Genomic DNA, 21412 nt, shown 5'->3' with positions numbered 1-21412 from the left:
GAGCACGTGATTCTAGTCATCGAGAAAGGTGACCGTCCGGGCGAGCGGGGCCCGTTCCGTGCGGGCGTACGGCACGCCGACGTCCTCGTGGCCGATCGACATGCCGCAGAAGAGGATCAGCCCCTCCGGGGGCGATACGACCTCCGCGACGGTCCGGCGGTACACCGACCACGCCATCTGGGGGCAGCTGTGCAGCCCCTCGGCGCGGAGCAGCACCATCACGGTCTGGAGATACATCCCGGCGTCGGCCCACTGGGCCGGTCCCATACGGCGGTCGAGGTAGCAGAACAGCGCGGCAGGCGCGCCGAAGCAGTCCCAGTTGGCGGCGACGGCCCTGTGGCGGGCCCGCGGATCGTCCCGTGGGATGCCGAGTGCGGCGTACCGCCGCTCGGCGGCCTCGGCGCGGCGCTCTCGATACGGACCGCTCAGCTCGGGCGGGTACATCGGGTACTCCCGCTCGTCCCCGCGATCCTCCGCGGCCACCCGCTCGGCGGTGCGCTTCTTGAGCTCGGCCAGCGGCGGACCGGAGAGCACATAGGTCCGCCACGGCTGGAGGTTCCCGCCGGAGGGTGAACGGGCCGCGGCGGAGAGCACCCGCTCCAGCACTTCCCTCGGAACCGGCTCATCCGTGAACCCGCGCACCGCCCGTCGGCTCATGACCGCTTCGTAGACATCCATACCGCCCTTGACGGCCGGGAACGAGCAAAGGTGACCGGTGCGTCCTCAGCAGCTCGACCGTACGTCGCCGGTCACCGGGCCCTGGTGGAAGCGGCCCGGTGACCGGCGCGGTTCGGCCGGATGTGCGTGGTCAGACGTATCGGCCGGATGTGTGCGGTCAGACGTAGAGGAAGCCGCCGGGCACGGTGACGGTGCCGAAGGCGGTCACCAGGGTGACGGTCGCGTTGCCGACTGCCCCGGGCGGGGTGATACCGGCCACCGTCGTGGGGGTGGCGGTCACGCCGGTGGCGGGAACGCCGTTGAACAGCACGCCCAGCACACCGCCGAGGCTGGTGCCGGTGATGGTGAACGCGGTGCCGCCGGCGGCGGGTCCGGTGGCGGGTGTGATGGCGACGGGCACCGGTGCGGGCGGCGCGACGAAATAGGTGAAGCCACCGGGCACATTGCCGCTGCCGCCGGGGCCGGTGAGGGTCACGGTGACGTTGCCGCCCGCGGCCGGGCCCGCCGGGGTGATGCCGATCAGGCTGGTCCCGGCGGGGTTGATGGCCAGGATGGTCGAGGGGCTTCCGCCGAAGGTGACGCTGGTGACGCCGGTCAGATTGGTGCCCGTGATCACGTACAGGGTGCCACCGGTGGTCCGGCCCACGGTCGGGGTGATGGCGACGGCGGCGGGCGGGGCCGGTGCCACATAGGTGTACGGCAGGCCGTTGCTGGTCCCGGCGGCGGTGGTGACGGTGACCTGGACGGTCCCGGGTGCGTGCGGCGGGGCTATCACCACGATGCCGTCGTAGCCGGGGTTGCCGCCGCCACCGGGCCAGCCACCTCCGCCGCCGCCCCAGCCGCCTCCACCGCCGCCCCAGCCACCGCCGGGGTTGTCCTGGTAGACGATGGTGGCGGGCGTGCCGCCGAAGGACACACCGGTGACGCCGCGCAGGTTCTGGCCGAACAGCCGGACGTAGTTGCCACCGGCCGCGGGGCCGGAGTCGGGCACCACGGCGAGCAGCGTCGGCGGTCCCACCGGCGGCCAGTAGCCCGCGGCGGCGGCGTTGGTGGCGGCGGCGGTCGCGAGAGCGGTCGAGGTCATGGTCGGTCCTCCCGGGGAAGGGTTCGGGTTCCGGTTCGGCTTCGGGTTCGGGTTCGGCTTCGGGTGATGTGCGCCGGCGGCATGCCGACGGACGTGCGCACACCGCCGGTGAACGCCCCGCCGTCACCGCGCGGTCGAGACAGACCGCACCGGAGGAACGGATGAGCCGCGGGCGGCCGGTCGGCGCGCGGAAACGGTGTGCGGGAACAGAACAGTGCGCGGCAGCGGTGCGCGGATGAAGGGCGGAGCCATGGGGTGGACGCCCGGCTCCTGGGGTGGCCGACGAGGTATGGGGCGGCCTCGACGGCCACGTTTCCAGTTATCCACGCCCCTCGGCGACGCTCAAGGGCTCACGGCGGCCATCACTCGTTTGGCGCATCAGGGCGCACGTGGCGCCGAACTTGTATGACAAGCGCTCGGCTATTCGGGCGAATGCGCACCAAGGGGTATGGCCTGCCATCGCCCGTCACGCCTCTAATGAGTGATATCGGCAGCGCCGACCCAGCAGTGCCATCGGCCGTGCCGACCCCGTATGACCACCCGGGGAGGAAACGATCCGATGAGCCTCGCCGCGTTCCTTCTCGCCCTCGGCACCACCTGCCGGATCACCCGCTTCATCACCAAGGACACCCTGGCGGCGGGGTTCAGAACCTGGGTCGCCGACCGCTTCGGCGACGACTCCCGCCCCACCTACCTGGTCAACTGCGGCTGGTGCACCAGCACATGGGTGGCCGCCGCCATCGCCGTCTACGCCTCCTTGCTGCACACCACCGCGTGGTTCCACCTCCCGGCCACCGCCCTGACGCTCTCCTACCTGGCCGGAATCGCCTCACGATGGCTGGACTGACCCCCGCACCCCCACCCCACCCCACCGCACCAACGACCCGAGGGAAAGGAAGGGCAACCATGGCCTGCAACTGCGGCGGAACGGCGGCTCAATGGCCGCCCCAACCCGTTGTCGTCTATGAGCTGACGCTGCCGGACGGCACGGTCCGGCGCTATGTCACCCACCAGGAAGCCGACGCCGCCAACAAGCGCGCGGGCTCCACCGGAGTGATCAGCGCCGTCACCCAGTGACGCCGGGAACCCGGCCTGCGGCATACTGCGGGCATGGACATCACCATCAGGCGCGCGCGGGACGAGGAGCTGGACGAGATAGGAGAGCTCACCGCGCAGGCGTATCTCGGGGACGGCCTCCTGGACTTCGGGGACAGTGATTCTTATCTCGCCACCCTGCGCGATGCCCGCCGCCGGGCGGCCGAGGCCGAGCTGCTGGTCGCGGCGGACGCCGCGAGCGACGAGGTCCTGGGTGCCGTGGCATTCGCCGTGCACGGCGGGGCGTACGCGGAGCTGGCCCGCCCCGGCGAGGGCGAGTTCCGGATGCTGGCCGTCCGTCCCGAGTCCCGCCGCCGCGGCGCCGCCGAAGCGCTCGTGCGTGCCTGCCTGGACCGGGCCCGCGCACTGGGCCTGCGACGAATAGTGATCAGCAGCCAGCATGCGATGACCGCCGCCCACCGCCTGTACGAGCGCCTGGGCTTCACCCGCGCCCCGGAACGCGACTGGGCACCCCTCCCCGGCACGGACATCACCCTTTGGGCCTTCACCGTGGAGCTGTGAGACCGGCCGCCGTTCAGCCAGAAATACGAGCGGCGGCCAAAGCAGCGGTGGTCGCCGCGGCCAGGCCGTCCAGATATCCCTCGGGGAGGGGCGATCGCATGGTGCTCAGGCGCCAGTAAAGCGGGCCACTGGCCAGGTCAAGAGCGAGATCGACATCCGTGTCGGCTGACAGCTCTCCCCGGTTGACCGCGTTGCGGATGACCACGTCGGCGATCCCGCGCTGGGAATCCCGCACTGCCGCTTGCAATGCCTGGGCCATATCCGGGTTACGCGCGGATTCCGCGAAAAGGTCAGGAATGATTTGCGCGGCCATCGGATGCCAGAGAACCCGAGCCGTCGCTTCCAGCAGAACCTTTATGTCGCCTTGCAGAGAACCAGTGTCCGGCGTCGGCAGGCCCTGTTTCGCCAAGGCGGAGACGACCTCGAGAACGATGGGAAGTTTCGAACGCCAGCGACGGTAGATGGCCGCTTTCCCCACCCCGGCCCGGCGCGCCACTCGTTCAATCGACATGCGCCCATAGCCGACGGTCGCCAGCTCCTCGAAGACCGCCGCGCGGATGGCGTCCGTGACGTTCTCCTGGAGTACCGCGGCGCCCGCGGGGACACGCCGGGGCTTGGTTGGCTCCTTCTCCATGGCTTGAGCCTACTCGACGGCGGAACGGTTGCGTTCCATCGTCGCCTGCTCTAGGTTACGCAACGACGGAACGCATCCGTTCCGTCGTAAGTGCCGAGGCCAGCCGCAGGGCCGAAAGGTGTCTACGTGAGCCAGCTCCTCGTTCGAGACAGCGAACGGATCCGCCCTCCCGAGAATCTCGCGGCCCTGGCAGCCGCCCATGGCCTCACGGTCAGTGGCGCTCGGGTGGGGCTGCGTGAATACAGCCGTCAGCTGTGGGGCCGACGCCACTTCATCCTGGCCTTTTCGCAGGCAAAGCTCACCGCCCAGTACAGCCAGGCCAAGCTGGGTCAGCTGTGGCAGGTGGCGACCCCGCTGCTCAACGCGGCGGTCTACTTCTTCATCTTCGGCATGCTGCTGAAGAGCAACCGGGGCCTGCCGAACGACGTGTACATTCCGTTCCTGGTGACGGGTGTGTTCGTCTTCACCTTCAGCCAGAGTTCCGCCATGGCGGGCGTACGGGCGATCTCCGGGAATCTCGGGCTGGTGCGGGCCCTGCACTTCCCTCGCGCCTCACTCCCCATCTCGTTCGCGCTCCAGCAGCTCCAGCAGCTGCTGTTCTCGATGATCGTGCTGGCCGTCGTGTTGGTGGGCTTCGGCCACTTCCCGGCACTGGCCTGGCTGCTGATTGTCCCCACCCTGGCCCTGCAATTCGTCTTCAACACCGGCCTGTCGCTGATCGTGGCGCGGCTCGGGGCCAAAACACCGGACCTCGCGCAGCTGCTGCCCTTCATTCTGCGCACCTGGATGTATGCCTCGGGCGTGATGTTTCCGCTGGCCCGCACCCTCGAACACGCGGGAGCGAGCGGCTGGATCAGCGACGCCATGCTGGCGAATCCGGCGGCCGTTTACATGGACCTGATGCGGTACGCCCTGATCAACGATTACCCCTCGTCGAACCTGCCGCCGCATGTGTGGGCGCTGGCCCTGGGCTGGGCGGTGCTCTTCGGTGTCGGGGGATTCGTGTACTTCTGGAAGGCAGAGGAGCAGTACGGCCGTGGCTGAGCAGACCCTCGACAAAGGTGCCCAGGCGGAGCGGGCCGACCAGGCCGCTCGGGCGGCTTCCGCGCCGGCGCGGGTGCCCACCGTCATCGCCGACGACGTCCATATCGTCTACCGGGTCAACGGCGGCCCCAAGGGGAAGGGCAGTGCCACCGCCGCCCTCAGCCGCCTGCTGGGCCGCAAGAATGCGCCGGGCATGCGTGAGGTGCACGCGGTGCGCGGGGTCACCTTCGTGGCGTACAAGGGTGAGTCGATCGGTCTGATCGGGTCCAATGGGTCGGGGAAGTCGACCCTGCTGAAGGCGGTGGCGGGGCTGCTGCCCACCGAGCGCGGCAAGGTCTACACCCATGGTCAGCCGTCGCTGCTGGGGGTGAACGCGGCGCTGATGAACGACCTGACCGGTGAGCGGAATGTGATCCTGGGCGGTCTGGCGATGGGGATGTCGCGTGAGCAGGTCCGGGAGCGTTACCAGGGCATCGTGGACTTCTCGGGTATCAATGAGAAGGGTGATTTCATCACCCTGCCGATGCGTACGTACTCCTCGGGTATGGCGGCCCGGCTGCGGTTCTCCATCGCCGCGGCCAAGGACCACGATGTGCTGATGATCGACGAGGCGCTGGCCACGGGTGACAGGAAGTTCCAGAAGCGTTCCGAGGCCCGGATCCGGGAGCTCCGTCAGGAGGCCGGCACGGTCTTCCTCGTCAGCCACAACAACAAGTCCATCCGGGACACCTGTGACCGGGTGCTGTGGCTGGAGAAGGGCGAGCTGCTGATGGACGGCCCGACCGACGAGGTCATCAAGGCGTACGAGAAGGAGACCGGCAAGTAGGCCCCGCCTGGGCGCCGCCCGACCAGGACGCTGGCTCGCCGGGCCGGAACGCACTAGCACATTCATGCGAAACTCCGCAGCTCCGACACAAGATATGGGGGCACGTGCGTCGGCCAACACAAGATGTATGCTCGTCCTCGCTGTCGCCGCAGGGGAATCCGGTGGGAATCCGGAACTGTCCCGCAACGGTGTACGTGTGCGCTCAATTCGGCGTGCCCGTAAGTCCGAGCGCCTGCCGACAGCCCTGTGAACACGTCCCCCGGCCTCGAGGGTTGGGCCGATGGACGCTGCGTGGTGTGTCTGGCGTACGAGGAGTGCGGCACCGGCATGCCCGTACGCGACCGTCGCACCACCCTTCGCGGCCTCAGGCCCGTCCGGAGTTGTGATCCGGACAGGCCCTGACCGAGCGAAGGAGAGCACCTCAGTGACCATCGCGCCCGCCGATCCGGTTTCAGCGCAGGCGGCTTCTCAGGCAGCGGACGACGCGCCCGGGACCGCCCTGCTACGGACTCTGACCGGACTCACCGCCGACCTGCCCGCCACCGACCCCGGCAAGGTCGCGGCCGCCGCCCTGCGCGGCCGTCATCCCGGCTCGGACGAGGCGGAGTTGCGCGGGCTCGCGACCGAGGCGGCGGCCGGACTGATCGCCGAGGAGCCGGAGTACTCACGGCTCGCGGCGCGGCTGCTGGCGCTGACCATCACGGAGGAGGCGGCCGGGCAGGGCGCGGTCTCCTTCTCCACCTCCGTCCGGGTGGGCCACCGCGAGGGCCTGCTCGCCGACTCCACCGCGGAGTTCGCCGCCGCCCACGCCGAGCGGCTGGACGCGCTGGTGGAGCGGGCGCTGGCCGACGGCGCCGACAACCGCTTCGGCTACTTCGGGCTGCGCACCCTCTACAGCCGCTATCTGCTGCGCCACCCGATCACCCGTCAGGTGATCGAGACCCCGCAGCACTTCCTGCTGCGCGTGGCCTGCGGGCTCGCCGAGAACCTCTCGGAGCGGGCGCTGGACGATGTGGCCGAGCTCTACCGGCTGACCAGCACGCTGTCGTATCTGCCCAGCTCCCCCACGCTGTTCAACTCCGGCACCCGGCATCCGCAGATGTCGTCCTGCTATCTGCTGGACTCCCCGCTGGACGAGCTGGACTCTATCTACAACCGCTACCACCAGGTGGCGCGGCTGTCGAAGCACGCGGGCGGCATCGGCCTGTCCTACTCCCGCATCCGGGCCCGCGGTTCGCTGATCCGGGGCACCAACGGGCACTCCAACGGCATCGTGCCGTTCCTGCGCACGCTCGACGCCTCGGTTGCCGCCGTCAACCAGGGCGGCCGGCGCAAGGGCGCGGCCTGTGTCTACCTGGAGACCTGGCACGCGGACCTCGAGGAGTTCCTGGAGCTGCGGGACAACACGGGCGAGGACGCCCGCCGCACCCACAACCTCAACATCGCCCACTGGATCCCGGACGAGTTCATGCGGCGGGTCGAGGCGGATGCCGACTGGTCGCTGTTCTCCCCGGCCGACGCGCCCGATCTGGTGGACCTGTGGGGCGAGGAGTTCGACGCCGCGTACCGCAGGGCCGAGGCCGAGGGCAAGGCCGTCAAGCAGGTCCCGGCGCGCCAGCTGTACGCCCGGATGATGCGCACCCTCGCGCAGACCGGCAACGGCTGGATGACGTTCAAGGACGCCGCCAACCGCACCGCCAACCAGACCGCCGAGCCCGGCAGGGTCGTCCACTCCTCCAACCTCTGCACCGAGATCCTGGAGGTCACGAACGACGGCGAGACCGCCGTGTGCAATCTCGGATCGGTCAACCTCGCCGCGCACCTGGGCGAGGACGGGCAGCTGGACTGGGAGCGCCTGGACGCCACCGTCCACACCGCCGTGACCTTCCTCGACCGCGTGGTGGACATCAACTTCTACCCCACGGAGGAGGCCGGGGCCTCCAACTCCCGCTGGCGCCCGGTGGGTCTGGGCCTCATGGGGCTCCAGGACGTCTTCTTCCGGCTGCGGCTGCCGTTCGACTCGTCCGAGGCCACGGCGCTCTCCACGCGGATCTCCGAGCGCATCATGCTCGCCGCGTACGAGGCGTCCTGCGAGCTCGCCGAGCGCCACGGCCCGCACCCCGCCTGGGCCGAGACCCGCACCGCGCGCGGTGTGCTGCACCCGGACCACTACACGGACGCGGTGGCCACCTGGCCGGAGCGCTGGCAGGCGCTGCGCGCGCGGATGGCGAAGTCCGGGATGCGGAACTCGCTGCTGCTGGCGATCGCGCCGACCGCGACCATCGCCTCCATCGCGGGCGTCTACGAGTGCATCGAGCCGCAGGTCTCCAACCTCTTCAAGCGCGAAACGCTCAGCGGGGAGTTCCTCCAGGTCAACTCCTATCTGGTGGACGACCTCAAGAAGCTGGGCGTCTGGGACGCCCAGACCCGTGAGGCGCTGCGCGAGTCCAATGGCTCGGTCCAGGACTTCTCCTGGGTGCCCGCGGACATACGGGAGCTGTACCGCACCGCGTGGGAGATCCCGCAGCGCGCCCTGATCGACATGGCGGCGGCCCGCACGCCGTACCTGGACCAGAGCCAGTCGCTGAACCTGTTCATGGCCTCACCGACCATCGGCAAGCTCAGCTCGATGTACGCCTACGCCTGGAAGCGCGGCATCAAGACCACGTACTACCTGCGCTCGCGTCCGGCCACCCGGATCGCCCAGAGCGCCCGGGGCGGCGCCGCGGCCGCCACCCCCACCCCCACCGTCCCCGTACAGCAGGCCCCGGCCGAGGCCGACGCGATCGCCTGCTCCCTGGAAAACCCCGAGTCCTGCGAGGCCTGCCAGTAATGCCCACCGCATCCGAGATGACCACCGTGAACACCGCGCCGGGCCACGTCAAGAACCTGCTGGATCCCGGGTTCGAGCTGACCCTGCGGCCGATGCGGTACCCGCAGTTCTACGACCGCTACCGGGACGCGATCAAGAACACCTGGACCGTGGAGGAGGTCGACCTCCACTCCGACGTCGCCGACCTCGCCAAGCTCTCCCCCGGTGAGCAGCACCTCATCGGCCGTCTGGTCGCCTTCTTCGCCACCGGCGACTCGATCGTGGCCAACAACCTGGTGCTGACGCTCTACAAGCACATCAACTCCCCCGAGGCGCGGCTGTATCTGTCGCGGCAGCTCTTCGAGGAGGCGGTGCACGTCCAGTTCTATCTGACGCTGCTGGACACCTACCTCCCCGACCCGGACGACCGCGCCGCGGCCTTCGCCGCCGTCGAGAACATCCCCTCCATCCGGGAGAAGGCGGAGTTCTGCTTCCGCTGGATGGACTCGGTGGAGAAGATCGAGCGGCTGGAGACCAAGGCGGACCGCCGCCGCTTCCTGCTCAACCTGATCTGCTTCGCGGCCTGCATCGAGGGGCTGTTCTTCTACGGCGCCTTCGCCTACGTGTACTGGCTCCGCTCGCGCGGGCTGCTGCACGGCCTGGCGACGGGCACCAACTGGGTGTTCCGCGACGAGTCGATGCACATGGAGTTCGCCTTCTCGGTCGTGGACACCGTCCGCGAGGAGGAGCCGGACCTCTTCGACGACGAGCTCCAGCGGCAGGTCACCGACATGCTGAAGGAGGCCGTCGAGGCGGAGCTCCAGTTCGCCCGCGATCTGTGCGGGGACGGGCTGCCGGGCATGAACACCGCGTCGATGCAGGAGTATCTGGAGTGCGTGGCCGACCAGCGCCTCCAGCGGCTCGGCTTCGCGCCGGTCTTCGGCTCGGAGAACCCGTTCTCCTTCATGGAGCTCCAGAACGTCCAGGAGCTGACCAACTTCTTCGAGCGGCGCGCCTCGGCGTACCAGGTCGCGGTCGAGGGATCGGTGGCGTTCGACGACGACTTCTGATGTCAGAAGACTTCTATGTCAGCTTCTGATGTCAGAAGACTTCTGACGGCAACGGGGCGGGCCGGACCCCGAGGGACCCGGCCCGCCCTGTGAGCTAGGACACACTCAGTCGTTGGGCACCGTCTCATAGCGGGCGGTGCCCTCGGCCATCTGCTTCAGCACATCCTTACGGTCGCGCTTGGAGAGCCGGTCGATGTAGAGGTAGCCGTAGAGGTGGTCGGTCTCGTGCTGGAGGCAGCGCGCGAAGTAGCCGGTGCCGCGCACGGCGATCGGCTCGCCGTCGAGGTCCTGGCCGCGCACGACCGCGTAGTCGGGGCGGGCCAGCTCGGCGTAGGCCGTGGGGACCGACAGACAGCCCTCGTTGGAGTCGTCCAGCACCCGGCGGTCGGCGGGCAGCTCCTCCAGGACCGGGTTGCACACCACGCCCACATGGCGAACGCCCTCGTCGTCCATGCAGTCGTAGACGAAGACCTTAAGGTCGACACCGATCTGGTTGGCGGCCAGGCCCACGCCCTCCGCCGCCCGCTGGCTGGCGAACATGTCGTCGACGAGCCGCGCGAGCTCCTCGTCGAACACGGTCACGTCCCGGCACTCCTTGTGCAGGACCGGGTTGCCGTACACGGTGATCGGGCGGGCGGTGCCGCGCTCGCGGAAGGCCCGCTCGCGCTCCTCGCAGTCCTCCGTGTCCACGATGAACTCGTCGTCCACCCGCTGCTTCGTCCCTTGCTGCGACATCGTCCGCCGTATGCCTTCCTTCAACCGTGATGCGTCGCCCTACAGGGTACGGGCACGGCGCGGCGGGGTGCGGCGCGCTTACGCGGTGTGACGGGCCGCTGGCGGGTCTTTCCCCTCCCCGCCCCTTCCCGCAGCACCGACATACGGCTCCGCCGCGTGGCAAGGGCTCCGCCCCTGGACCCCGGGTGCCGCCGCGTCGACCGCTGCCGCGCTCAGCTCCCCGGCCGGTGCGCCGACCACGCCACCTGCGCCGCGATGGTCGAGCGGCCGGCCGGTGAGCAGGGCGCCAGGCCCGTCCGCGGGACGCGGTCGGCACGCCGACGCAGTCGGATGACCGAACACACCCGGAGCTCCCGACCGAGGACTGGGGCGGAGCCTCGACCTAGGGCCCAGGGCCTGCGGCGAAGCCCCGCTCCGGGGTCCGGGGGCTGGGGCGGAGCCCCGGTTCGGGGTCTGGGGCAAAGCCCCGGCCCAGGACCCGGGGTCCGTGCGGAGCCCTGCTCCGGGGTCTGAGGCAGGGCCCTGGCCCAGGGTCTGGGGCGAAGGCCCGGCCCAGGGCCCGGGGTGTGGGGCGGAGCCCCGTCCCAGGACCCGGGGTCCGGGACGCAGCCCCGGCCCGCGGTCTGGAGCGAAGCCCTGGCCCAGGATCCGGGGTCCGGGACGCAGCCCGGTCCGGGGTCTGGGCGGAGCCCTGGGCCGGGGTCCGGGACGCAGCCCCGGCCCGCGGTCTGGAGCGAAGCCCTGGCCCAGGATCCGGGGTCCGGGACGCAGCCCGGTCCGGGGTCTGGGCGGAGCCCTGGGCCGGGGTCTGGGGTCTGGGCGGCGGCCCGCTCCAGGGTCTGGGGCGGAGCCCCGGCCCGGGGTCCGAAGTCTGGGCGGACCGCTCCGGGATCTGGGCGGAGCCCCCGCCCAGGGTCCAGGGTCCGGGACGCAGCCCCGGCCCGCGGTCTGGGGCGAAGCCCTGGCCCAGGGTCCGGGGTCTGGGGCGGAGCCCCGGTTCGGGGGCTGGGGCGGAGCCCCAGTTTCGGGAAGGGGCGGGGAGGGGACAAGCCCGCCGCAGGCGCCCACGATCCGCCAGCCGCCAGGCGGTCAGCAGACCTCTTCCAGATCCCGCCACTCACGCGTGTCCGGACTGTCCGCAACCCACCCGTCCAGCAACCCCCGCACCAACCCCCCAGGCGCCGCGATCCCGCATTCACGCTCGGGAACCCACAGCGACCCCGACCCCGCCATACGGTGGCCCAGCGGCCCAGGGTGGCCCGGTTCGCTGTGGTCGTGGGGGTCCAGATGCTCGCCCTCGCCCTCGTCGCTGGGCATCCGGCTCTCCGAGCAGGAACGGCACAGCAGCCGCACCGACGACGACCAGTCCTCGGCCGCGAAGCCCGCGTCCGCCGCGAGCCGCTCCAAGGCGTCCCGGTCGGCCTCGGTGGCCGCCTCCAGCAGCACCACCCAGGTCGGCACGGGGGACGGCGCCCACAGCTCGATCTCGTCGAAGACCGGGTACGCGGGGCCCGCGGAGGTCACCCGCTCACCGTGCGGCACACCGTCGTGCAGGACCACCTCGCCCCAGCGCCGCCCGGACGACGGCAGCGGGATGGACAGCACCTCGATCCGGGCCGGATCCAGCCGGCGGCCCCAGACCACCTCGGCCTCGCCCTCCGGGGACAGCCGCACCGCCGCGCTGCCCAGCTCCATGCCGAGCGGCTCACCGGACGCGGACGCCTCTCCGGGCACCTTCAGCCCGTACGCCTGCCAGGCGCGGCGGGCCAGCGGCCAGTCCTGGAGCGCGGTGGCGGCGATCCCCACGTTCCACCAGTCCGGAGCGCCCGTCTCGCGGTCCAGCAGCGCGACCGCCCGGAGCCCCGCGGCGCGCGCCTGCTCCCAGTCGTGCCGGAACTTGTGCAGCAGCGCCAGGTTGAACCAGGACTCCGACAGCCACGGCTCCAGGTCGGCGGCGCGGGTCAGCAGCGCGCCCGCGTCCTCGTACCGGCCGTCGCCGATGAGCGTGAACGCACGGTCCGTGGCCTGCCGCCATGAGGCGGACGGCCGGTGCCGTACCTTGCCGAAGATCTTCACGATTCCCGCCTGCCGGTATCGAAGTCGTCCCGTACCAGATGCCTTCGCGGACGGCGTCGCCCTCCCTTGAAGACAACCTGCCACACATTCGCGGACATCTCAGCCCGACCCCTCACGCTGCGGCCGGGATGCGACGCCCACCACACCTCCTTGCCACCGGCCATCTGGCCTGGCACCCCTCTCCTCGCATCCAACCATGCCCCTCGGGAGCCCCGCTCATTACCGGCGAGTTATCAGTTCTCACCGGGGGCGGCCGTAAACCCCGCGCGACAGCACCGTGGCGAGCGCCTCGACCACGACCGGGTCGAAGTCGCGCGCCGTGGCCAGCCGCAGCCGCTCCAGGGCGCGCAGCGCGGCCACCCCGGCCGCTCCCTCGGCCGCGGGCCCGCCCACCAGCTCGGTGTACGCGTTCACCGCGCGCACGATACGCGCGGCGAGCGGCTGCTCGCGGTACGGGTCCGCCTGGCGCTCCACGACCAGCGCCACCTCGGCGGGTACCCCGGTCTGGCGCACCACAGCGCCGCCGAGCAGCGCGATTTTGCGCTGCTCGGGGGCGGGCAGCGGCTCGGTGGCCCCCGCGGGCACCGGGTCCACCAGCGACAGCTGGCCGATGTCGTGCATCAGCGCCGCGTACTCCAGCACGGTCAGCCGGGGCTCGGAGAGGCCCAGCTCACGCCCCACGGCCCGGCTGAGCCCGGCCACCTCGCGGGCGTGGCCCGTCGGGGTGTACCCGGCTATCTCGGTCGCCCGGGCCAGGGAGGCGATGGTCTGGCGGTAGGTGGCCCGTATCCCGGCGTAGCGGCGGTAGGAGTACTGGATCAGCAGCAGCGGCACCGCCAGCACCGGCACCGGCCACAACCCGGCGACGGCCACGGTGAGCGCCATCACGGCCGCGGTCGCGCACACCGCCGCCCCGACCCCGGGCAGCGAGCGCAGCTCGTCGCGGAGGAGCGGGCCGTAAGGCCAGCCGGTACGGGCGCGGGCGAGGGCGGCGGCCAGGACCGCGTCGCACAGGGCGGTCAGGGCCAGCAGGGCGAGCAAATAGCCGACGATGAACGGGCCGTGGCCGAGCCAGTCGGCCAAACGGCCGGTCCGGTGCAGCGGTTGGAAGCAGACGGCGGCGAACGCGGCGGTCAGCACCCGGCGGGCGGTGTGGCCGGGGTCGACCGGACAGCCGAGCGCGAGCGGCGCCACCAGCCCGGCGAGCGACGCGGCCACGACGACGGTGACCACCTGGAGGACGCCGTGGCCGGCGGGCTCCCCGCCGAGCCGCCCGAGCAGGGCGTAACCGAGGGCGCCGGCGGCGGCGAGGGGCGCGGGCTCACCGCGCGGATCGGGCACTCCCCCGCCGCCGCCCGCCAGAGCTGGCGGCGCCTCTACGCACCGGATCGCCTCCCCGACGGCGATAAGCGCCCCGAAGGCCAGCGCCGCCTCCGCCTGCCGCACCCCATGCCACTCGGTCCACACCAGCGCCACCACGGCGAGCGCCCCCGCCGCGCCATACACGGCGACGACCGTAAGGCCGCCATAACGACCCCGGGATATGCGCTCCCGCCCCTCCTCCCGGGCGGCGGCGGTCTCGGCCCGCTGGCGGCGGGCACGGTGGACGGCACGGGCATGCCGCTCGGCGATCCGCGCGATGGCGCGGGGGGTGGCCGCTCCTGAGGTGGAGCGGGCCACCCTGGCGGGCCACTGAGCCGCGCTCTCATCCCGCTCACGCGCACCGCGGCGACCCGAGGCGCCGGGCTCGCCTCCGGCCGAGGTGCCCGCGGACCCCCCGGCCCCCGCGTCAGCTCGCCCGGGGACGGGCCGAGGGCCCCGATCGGAACCGGGGCGGCCCGGGGCCCCCGGTCCGCCTCTGGCCGAGGTGTCCGGGGATTCCCCGGGCTTCTCGTGGGTGGGCCGGGAAGCACGGGGGGAATCGTTCGTGCTGGGCGGGGTGGGGTCCTCGGCGGGGGTCATGGTCCACCGCCGGGGGTGCCCGCGCCGGGGTGGGGTCCGCCGGGGGCGTCCGACGCGCCCGGGGCGGCGGCACGTACCAGGGGCGAGGCGGCGGGCTCTGGCGGGACGTTTCCGCGCTCCTCAGGGGCGTCCGCGGTGACCGCCGCGTGCCAGCCGTGGCGGTCCAGGGCGCGGGTGAGGGCCCCCACCATGCGGGGGTCGAACTGTGAGCCCGCGCACCGTTGCAGCTCCGCCACGGCCGTGGGCACCGGCCGGGCCCTGCGGTACGTACGTGTCGAGGTCATCGCGTCGAAGGCGTCCGCCACCGCGACCACCCGGGCGAACTCCGGGATCTGCGCCCCGGCGAGCCCGTACGGATAGCCGCTGCCGTCCAGCCGCTCATGGTGGTGGAGGATCGCGGCCCGCGCCTCGCCCAGGAAGCCGATGCCGCGCACCATCTCGTCGCCGTACTCGGGGTGCAGCTCGATCACCCGGCGCTCGTCGGGCGTCAGCGGACCGTTTTTGCGCAGCAGCCGGGTGGGCACGCCGAGCTTGCCGACGTCGTGGAGGATGCCCGCGATCCGCAGCGCCTCCAGCCGGTCGCCGCTCATGCCCAGCTCGCGGGCGATCATCGCGGAGGCGCGGCCGACGCGCTCGCTGTGGCCGCGGGTGTAGCGGTCCTTGATGTCGACCGCCTGGACGAGGGCCCGGATGGTGGCCTGGTGGGCGGCGCTCTCGCGGCGGTAGAGCACGAAGCCGCAGGCGCAGACGTACATCGGCAGCAGCACCAGCAGGGCCGCCGCCGGTCCGTAAGGGCTACGCCACAGCACCGCCATGGCCAGCCCGGCCGGCCCGTGCACCAGATACGGGGCGAGGGCGCCGGGCAGCCGCCCCCACCAGGCGGCGCGCGCGGACTGCCGCTCGGCGGTGACCAGCACCCCGCCCTCCAGCGCGGTGGCGGTCAGGCCCAGGACGAGCGCGGCGGCCACGGCGGCCGCCAGGGCGTACGGAAAGCCGGGCGCACCGGACGACGACGCCTGCGCAGCGGGGACCTGGGCGCCCTCGCCGAGGGCCCAGAGGGCGCTGAGGGTCCCGGGGCCGTCCAGGGCCGCGAAGGCGCATGAGGCGGTCCAGACGGCCAGTGAGAGCCGTGCGGCGCGCCAGGCCCGCCGCGCCCCGGCGGGTGGCCGCTCGACGCGGGCGAGCAGCGCCCCGGGCACGGCGACCAGCGCCGCGGCGGCGGGCGGCAGCAGAAAAGCCCCGGCCAGAAGGACGGGGCTGCACCATTCGGGCCAGCGGCCGCGAACCCTGGAGCCGACCGCGTGCACCGCGGCGAGCAGGGCGGTCGTGGCCCAGGGGACGGCCGCTCCGGGCCGTACGGCCGGGGCGGCGCAGTACGCCCCGGCGAGCACGGCGCACAGGACATAGGCGCGCGCCCCGTGGGGAAGTGCCCGCACGGTGTCCTCCTCCCCATCCATGGCCATTGCGCCGCCCCCTCGGGCGGGGCGGTTCAGGTGGTTGGGGAGCTTAGGACGAGACGGGGCGTATGGGACCGGAGGGACTGTCCGATTACACCCCTTCGAGTGATGATCTGATCACCGAGGGTGGGAATGAGAACGCGCCAACTCGATTGGCGTTCGACCAGGGATCCGCTGGGGCCGGAGCCCCGGGGTCACATGAGCCCGAGCTGCGGGGTCACTTGAGCCCGAGCTGCGCGGTCACTTGGGCTCGAGCCCCGGGGTCATTCCTGGGCGCTGCTCGGCGCGTTGCTCGGCGCGCTGCCCGGCGCTTTCGTCTCCGTCGTGATCTCGCGCTCCGGCACCGCCTGCCCGGAGCGGATCAGCTCGATCCGCCCCATGACCTTCGACCGGAGGTCGGTGGGCACGTCGTCATGGCCGCAGCACCGCTTGACGAGCTTCTTCACGGCCTTCTCGAGGCCGTACTTCTCCAGGCACGGGGAGCACTCGTCGAAGTGCACCTCGAACTTGGCGCAGTCGCCGTCCGGCATCTCGTGGTCGAGGAACTCGTAGAGGTGGTCGAGAACCTCGGAGCAGTCCGTCTCATGCGGCTCTCCGCAGCTCATGAGTCCGCGCCTTTCCGATCGTGCGACTCGTCCGCCGCGGCGCCCGCGCCGGCCGGGACCAGCCCGCGCCCACGGGCGTAGTCCTCCAGCAGACCGCGCAGCTGGCGGCGCCCACGGTGCAGCCGGGACATCACCGTACCGATGGGTGTACCCATGATGTCCGCGATCTCCTTGTAGGCAAAGCCCTCGACATCCGCGAGATAGACCGCGATGCGGAACTCCTCGGGGATGGCCTGAAGGGCCTCCTTGACATCGGAGTCGGGCAGGTGGTCGAGGGCCTGCGACTCGGCCGAGCGCAGACCGGTCGACATATGCGACTCGGCGCGCGCGAGCTGCCAGTCCTCGATCTCCTCGGCCGCACTGCGCTGGGGCTCCCGCTGCTTCTTGCGGTACGAGTTGATGAAGGTATTGGTCAGGATGCGGTACAGCCATGCCTTGAGGTTGGTGCCCTCGCGGAACTGGTGGAAGGACCCGTACGCCTTGGCGTAGGTCTCCTGCACGAGGTCCTCGGCGTCAGCCGGGTTACGCGTCATCCGCAGCGCGGCCGAGTACATCTGGTCCAAGAAGGCAAGGGCGTCCCGCTCGAAGCGCGCGTTCCGCTCCGAGGACGACTCCTGCGACCGCTCGACCGGCTCTCCCTCGGTCACGCCGTCGGTACCTGCGTCGGTCCCAGTGACCTGACCCACCTCCTCCAGCTTCGTGTCGGGTCCGGATGTGGACCCGCTGGAATCGGAGAATAGACGACGATCCGGTGCGCCCGCCGCTTCGATCTTCACGGCCTGCGCCGCCGACAGCTGAGACCAGTCCAGGTCAGCGCCGCGTGGACGGGCCGGGCAAGCAAGCGAACCCATGCGGGGGACTCCCTTTCCTCGTATTCCGCGTATCAGTGCCTCTTACACGGTGAGTACCGACAGCGCGTTCAACACGGATCCCTCCCGTCGCATTCCCGCCCCGCCCCCGCCCCGGCGCCCCTGGCCAGGGAGGGGGCGGCGGTCGGCGATCAGCCCAGGGCGCGCGGCAGCCAGTCGGTGACGGCCCCGGTGATCAGGGCGAGCGCCGCGGGCTCGTCGAGGTCCGCCGACTTCGGCAGGCCGAAGACATGATCGCCGTACGGCACCTCCACGAGCTCCATGGCCGCGGGCAGCTCCGGGAACTCCTCCGGGCGCCCGAACGGGTCCCGGCCGCCCTGGACGATCAGCGTCGGCACGCCCGTGGCCAGCAGCTCCTCGGCCCGGGACCGCTCCGGCTTGCCCGGCGTGTGCAGCGGGAACGACAGCGCCAGCACGGCCTTCGCGCCCAGCTCCGCCGCGGTCCGGCAGGCCACCCGCGCCCCGGCGCTGCGGCCGCCCGCCACGATCGGCAGCCCGGCCTTCTCCAGCGCGGGCCATACGGCACGCCATCCGGTGTCGAGGGTCGAGGGCGCGGGCGCGATCTTCTTGCCCGCCACCCGCCACGGCTGCTCGACCAGCGCGACGCTCACCCCGAGCCCGGGGAGCGCCCCGGCCAGCGCGCGCAGGTCCCGCGCCTCGATGCCCCCGCCCGCGCCGTGACTGGCGGCGAGCAGGGCATGGGCGCCGGGGGCGTGGTGCCAGGTGATCCGGGCGTCCCCGGCCGGGGTCGCCACCATCTCGGTGGTGACCCGAGGTGTGTCCGTCTTCTCCCGAGGTTCATCCGTCTTCTTCGCGGCCATCAGAACAGCGTGCCCTCCTCCGGGGCCTCGAGTTCCTCGAGCAACTCGGGGCCGTTGTTACGGACATCACTCACCCCGGTGGCCACCGGGTACGCCCGCAGCAGCCCGGAGGGCGGCGGCGCCAGCAGCGGCAGCAGGTCGTCGGGGTCGGTGCGGCCCGGGTCCAGCCAGGAGGCCCAGCGGTCCTCGGTGAGGACCAGCGGCATCCGCGGGTGGATCTCGGCGAGCGAGCCCGGCCCCTCGTCCCGGGCCGCGCCCCCGAAGGGCTCCTTGTCCGCCTCGGTGGTGATCACCGTGCAGGTGACCCACCACGCCCGGGGGTGCTCGTCCGGCAGCGTCCGGTCCCGCCAGAACTCGTACAGCCCGGCCATGGCCATTACCGAGCCGTCCACCGGGGTCACGAAGTACGGCTGCTTGCGGGGCCGCTTCCGCTTGCCCTTCTCCTCCAGCTGCCGCTCCCCCGCCGCGGTGACCCACTCGTAGTAGCCGTCGGCGGGCAGGATGCAGCGCCGCGAGGCGAACGGGCGCCGGTAGGACGGCTTCTCGTGCACGGTCTCGGCCCGTGCGTTGATCATCTTGGCGCCGCCCCCGGGGGACTTCGCCCAGGACGGCACCAGCCCCCACTTCAGCGCCCTCAGCTGACGAACCGGGCGCGGTTCGGCTGCGTCCTTGAGGGGGCGTTCGAGCACCGCGTACACGTCCTTGGTGGGCGCGACGTTCCAGTCCGGCGCCAGAGTCTCCTCCGGCTCCCACTTCTCCACTCCGAAGAGCCCGACGAGATCCTCCGGCCTCCGGCTCGCTGCGTATCGACCGCACATAGGTGCCACACTGCCACGACCCCTACCGACGCGAGGAGCCGCCCGCACATGGACGCAACGAACGCCGCCGATCTCTGGGACCGGGTGACCGGCGCCCAGCCCGACCCCACCACCTGGCTGGTCGTCTCCACCGGCGTGATCGCGTTCGCGGTCGTGGTCTTCCGCACGGCGTGGCGGATAGCCCGTAACGCCATCACCATCGCCCACGAGGGCGGCCACGCCGTGGTCGCCCTGCTCAGCGGGCGGCGGCTGGACGGCATACGGCTGCACTCGGACACCTCGGGGCTGACCGTCTCGCGCGGCAAGCCCACGGGCCTGGGCATGATCCTCACCGCGGCGTCCGGCTACACCGCCCCCTCCCTGCTGGGCCTCGGCGGCGCCTGGCTGCTGGCGGCGAACCACATCACCTTGCTGCTGTGGGGGACGACGGCGCTGCTGGTCGCGATGCTGGTGATGATCCGCAACGCCTATGGCGTCCTTACGGTCGTCATCAGCGGGGCCGCCTTCTTCCTCGTCTCCTGGCTCACCGGGCCGGACGTGCAGGCGGGGTTCGCGTACGCCGTGGTGTGGTTCCTCCTCCTGGGGGGCGTGCGTCCGGCCTTCGAGCTCCAGCGCAAGCGCCGTCACGGCGGCGCGTACGACTCCGACCCCGACCAGCTCGCCCGGCTGACGGGCATTCCGGCCGGCGCCTGGCTGCTGCTCTTCCACGTGGTCTCGCTGTGCTCGCTGCTCGCCGGAGGGCGCTGGCTGCTGGGGCTGTGACCCCGGCCGCTGGGGCCGTGCCCCCCGTACGAGCGCCCGGCGCGCCACCGCCGCCACCTCATGGGCGCCTTGGAGCAGCTTGTAGCAGCGCCGTGTTTCGACTGGGTTTCACCACTTTCGATCAAGATTGGCACTCCGGGCGAACCACTAAAGTGAGACCCATGACCGGCATTGAGACCTCCCCGGGCGACCACACCGCCCTCTGGCCCGCTCCGACCGTCGATGGAGCGGTCGACGCGACCGTCACCGTGCCCGGATCCAAGTCGGTTACCAACCGCGGTCTGATCCTGGCCGCGCTCGCCGCCGAACCCGGCTGGCTGCGCCGCCCGCTCCGCTCCCGCGACACCCTCCTGATGGCCGCCGCCCTGCGCGCCATGGGCGTCGGCATCGAGGAGACGGTGTCCGACGGCGCGCTCGGCTCCAGCGGCCCCTCCGGTGGCGGAGAGGCATGGCGGGTCATCCCGGCGGGGCTGCACGGCCCGGCCACCATCGACGTCGGCAACGCCGGCACCGTGATGCGCTTCCTGCCGCCGGTCGCCGCCCTGGCCGACGGCCCCGTCCACTTCGACGGCGACCCCCGCTCCCATGAGCGCCCGCTGCACGGCGTGATCGACGCGCTGCGCGCCCTCGGCGCCCGCATCGACGACGACGGCCGCGGCGCGCTGCCGATGACCGTGCACGGCGGCGGGGCGCTGGACGGCGGCCCGGTCCCCGTCGACGCCTCGTCGTCCTCCCAGTTCGTGAGCGCCCTGCTGCTGTCCGCGCCGCGCTTCAACCAGGGCGTCGAAGTGCGTCACATCGGCGCCGCGCTGCCCTCCCTGCCGCACATCCGGATGACCGTGGACATGCTGCGCGCGGCGGGCGCGCGGGTGGACACCCCGGAGGCGGGCGGCGAGCGGGGCGTCTGGCGGGTGGCGCCGAGCGCGCTGCTCGGCCGCGACCTGGTCGTCGAGCCCGATCTGTCCAACGCGGCGCCGTTCCTGGCCGCCGCCCTGGTCACCGGCGGCCGGGTGACGATCCCTGACTGGCCGGAGCGCACCACCCAGCCCGGGGACGAACTGCGCCGGATCTTCACCGAGATGGGCGGTTCCTGCGAGCTCACCGACACCGGCCTGACCTTCACCGGAACGGGTCGGATCACCGGGATCGACGCCGATCTGCACGAGGTCGGCGAGCTCACCCCGGTGATCGCGGCGGTCGCGGCGCTGGCCGACTCCGAGTCGGTGCTGCGCGGCATCGCCCATCTGCGGCTCCACGAGACCGACCGGCTCGCCGCCCTCGCCAAGGAGATCAACGAGCTGGGCGGGGACGTCACCGAGACCGAGGACGGCCTGCGGATCCGCCCGCGCCCGCTGCACGGCGGGATCTTCCACACCTACGAGGACCACCGGCTGGCCACCGCCGCCGCCGTCCTCGGCCTGGCCGTCGACGGCGTGCTGGTCGAGAACGTGGCGACCACCGCCAAGACCCTCCCCGACTTCCCCGGTCTGTGGACCGGCATGCTCGACGCGACGACGACCTCGGCGCGGAGATCTTGAGAGC

At 71.9% G+C, this 21412-nt stretch carries 20 protein-coding genes and 1 riboswitch; of the genes, 9 read left to right on the top strand and 11 right to left on the bottom strand.

The window, feature by feature from the left end; genetic code table 11:
* Positions 1 to 12: 12 nt before the first annotated feature.
* Positions 13 to 678 (bottom strand): nitroreductase, encoded by a 666-nt coding sequence (locus KHP12_RS33195; RefSeq protein ID WP_086879196.1) that lies wholly within the window; start codon positions 676 to 678, stop codon positions 13 to 15.
* A 157-nt stretch (positions 679 to 835) separates the two neighbouring features.
* Entirely contained in the window at positions 836 to 1762 is a 927-nt protein-coding gene (locus KHP12_RS33190; RefSeq protein WP_210609848.1) for an IPT/TIG domain-containing protein, read from the bottom strand.
* Positions 1763 to 2321: 559 nt separating this feature from the next.
* Between KHP12_RS33190 and KHP12_RS33185 the strand changes: the two genes are divergently transcribed.
* From KHP12_RS33185 to KHP12_RS33175, 3 genes are read left to right on the top strand one after another with little or no spacing between them, the layout of a single operon-like run.
* Complete coding sequence (locus KHP12_RS33185; protein WP_086886580.1) at positions 2322 to 2609, top strand: hypothetical protein; 288 nt, start codon at positions 2322 to 2324, stop codon at positions 2607 to 2609.
* A 59-nt stretch (positions 2610 to 2668) separates the two neighbouring features.
* On the top strand, positions 2669 to 2839 hold the full coding sequence (locus tag KHP12_RS33180; protein ID WP_198549114.1) for a DUF7196 family protein: 171 nt from the start codon (positions 2669 to 2671) through the stop codon (positions 2837 to 2839).
* 33 nt (positions 2840 to 2872) lie between these two features.
* Positions 2873 to 3379 (top strand): GNAT family N-acetyltransferase, encoded by a 507-nt coding sequence (locus tag KHP12_RS33175; protein WP_210609846.1) that lies wholly within the window; start codon positions 2873 to 2875, stop codon positions 3377 to 3379.
* A gap of 13 nt (positions 3380 to 3392) precedes the next feature.
* Here the strand turns inward: KHP12_RS33175 and KHP12_RS33170 are convergent, their stop codons facing one another.
* On the bottom strand, positions 3393 to 4013 hold the full coding sequence (locus tag KHP12_RS33170; protein ID WP_086882471.1) for a TetR/AcrR family transcriptional regulator: 621 nt from the start codon (positions 4011 to 4013) through the stop codon (positions 3393 to 3395).
* Positions 4014 to 4139: 126 nt separating this feature from the next.
* On the opposite strand from KHP12_RS33170, the gene KHP12_RS33165 reads away from it, so the two are divergent.
* The 4 genes from KHP12_RS33165 (at position 4140) to KHP12_RS33150 (ending at position 9765) form a co-directional block, all read left to right on the top strand.
* Positions 4140 to 5057 (top strand): ABC transporter permease, encoded by a 918-nt coding sequence (locus KHP12_RS33165; RefSeq protein ID WP_210609844.1) that lies wholly within the window; start codon positions 4140 to 4142, stop codon positions 5055 to 5057.
* The gene (locus KHP12_RS33160; protein ID WP_372455245.1) at positions 5050 to 5883 is read left to right on the top strand and encodes an ABC transporter ATP-binding protein; all 834 of its coding nucleotides are present in this window, start codon (positions 5050 to 5052) and stop codon (positions 5881 to 5883) included. The genes KHP12_RS33165 and KHP12_RS33160 overlap by 8 nt, the downstream gene beginning before the upstream one ends.
* Positions 5884 to 6008: 125 nt before the next feature.
* A riboswitch (adenosylcobalamin (AdoCbl) riboswitch) is annotated at positions 6009 to 6173 on the top strand.
* A 134-nt stretch (positions 6174 to 6307) separates the two neighbouring features.
* Complete coding sequence (locus tag KHP12_RS33155; RefSeq protein WP_086886308.1) at positions 6308 to 8716, top strand: ribonucleoside-diphosphate reductase subunit alpha; 2409 nt, start codon at positions 6308 to 6310, stop codon at positions 8714 to 8716.
* Positions 8717 to 8733: 17 nt separating this feature from the next.
* On the top strand, positions 8734 to 9765 hold the full coding sequence (locus tag KHP12_RS33150; RefSeq protein ID WP_166484182.1) for a ribonucleotide-diphosphate reductase subunit beta: 1032 nt from the start codon (positions 8734 to 8736) through the stop codon (positions 9763 to 9765).
* A 105-nt stretch (positions 9766 to 9870) separates the two neighbouring features.
* Here the strand turns inward: KHP12_RS33150 and def are convergent, their stop codons facing one another.
* From def to KHP12_RS33110, 8 genes are all read right to left on the bottom strand, one after another.
* Positions 9871 to 10500, bottom strand: coding sequence for a peptide deformylase (gene def, locus KHP12_RS33145; protein ID WP_037952368.1), 630 nt, complete (start codon positions 10498 to 10500; stop codon positions 9871 to 9873).
* A gap of 1089 nt (positions 10501 to 11589) precedes the next feature.
* Positions 11590 to 12576, bottom strand: a complete 987-nt coding sequence (locus KHP12_RS33140) for a tetratricopeptide repeat protein (protein WP_020868546.1) — start codon at positions 12574 to 12576, stop codon at positions 11590 to 11592.
* 240 nt (positions 12577 to 12816) lie between these two features.
* Positions 12817 to 14082: an HD-GYP domain-containing protein gene (locus tag KHP12_RS33135; RefSeq protein WP_107471952.1), complete on the bottom strand. Its 1266-nt coding sequence runs from the start codon at positions 14080 to 14082 to the stop codon at positions 12817 to 12819.
* Positions 14083 to 14534: 452 nt separating this feature from the next.
* The gene (locus KHP12_RS33130; protein WP_211834934.1) at positions 14535 to 15974 is read right to left on the bottom strand and encodes an HD-GYP domain-containing protein; all 1440 of its coding nucleotides are present in this window, start codon (positions 15972 to 15974) and stop codon (positions 14535 to 14537) included.
* A 284-nt stretch (positions 15975 to 16258) separates the two neighbouring features.
* A complete protein-coding gene (rsrA, locus tag KHP12_RS33125; RefSeq protein ID WP_037952365.1) occupies positions 16259 to 16600 on the bottom strand; it encodes a mycothiol system anti-sigma-R factor in 342 nt (113 codons plus the stop codon).
* On the bottom strand, positions 16597 to 17286 hold the full coding sequence (locus KHP12_RS33120; protein ID WP_037952362.1) for a sigma-70 family RNA polymerase sigma factor: 690 nt from the start codon (positions 17284 to 17286) through the stop codon (positions 16597 to 16599). Before KHP12_RS33120 ends, rsrA begins: the two co-directional genes overlap by 4 nt.
* Positions 17287 to 17600: 314 nt before the next feature.
* The gene (locus tag KHP12_RS33115) at positions 17601 to 18290 is read right to left on the bottom strand and encodes an alpha/beta hydrolase family protein (RefSeq protein WP_210609839.1); all 690 of its coding nucleotides are present in this window, start codon (positions 18288 to 18290) and stop codon (positions 17601 to 17603) included.
* Positions 18290 to 19108: an SOS response-associated peptidase gene (locus tag KHP12_RS33110; RefSeq protein WP_086885973.1), complete on the bottom strand. Its 819-nt coding sequence runs from the start codon at positions 19106 to 19108 to the stop codon at positions 18290 to 18292. Before KHP12_RS33110 ends, KHP12_RS33115 begins: the two co-directional genes overlap by 1 nt.
* Before the next feature lie 48 nt (positions 19109 to 19156).
* On the opposite strand from KHP12_RS33110, the gene KHP12_RS33105 reads away from it, so the two are divergent.
* Together KHP12_RS33105 and aroA are read left to right on the top strand one after the other, a co-directional pair.
* The gene (locus tag KHP12_RS33105) at positions 19157 to 19870 is read left to right on the top strand and encodes a M50 family metallopeptidase (RefSeq protein WP_020868553.1); all 714 of its coding nucleotides are present in this window, start codon (positions 19157 to 19159) and stop codon (positions 19868 to 19870) included.
* Positions 19871 to 20031: 161 nt separating this feature from the next.
* Positions 20032 to 21408: a 3-phosphoshikimate 1-carboxyvinyltransferase gene (gene aroA, locus KHP12_RS33100; RefSeq protein WP_086885972.1), complete on the top strand. Its 1377-nt coding sequence runs from the start codon at positions 20032 to 20034 to the stop codon at positions 21406 to 21408.
* Positions 21409 to 21412 lie beyond the last annotated feature (4 nt).

This window comes from Streptomyces asiaticus, from assembly GCF_018138715.1.
Taxonomy (GTDB): Bacteria; Actinomycetota; Actinomycetes; order Streptomycetales; family Streptomycetaceae; genus Streptomyces; species Streptomyces asiaticus.
This window is presented reverse-complemented; position numbering and strand designations above follow the sequence as displayed.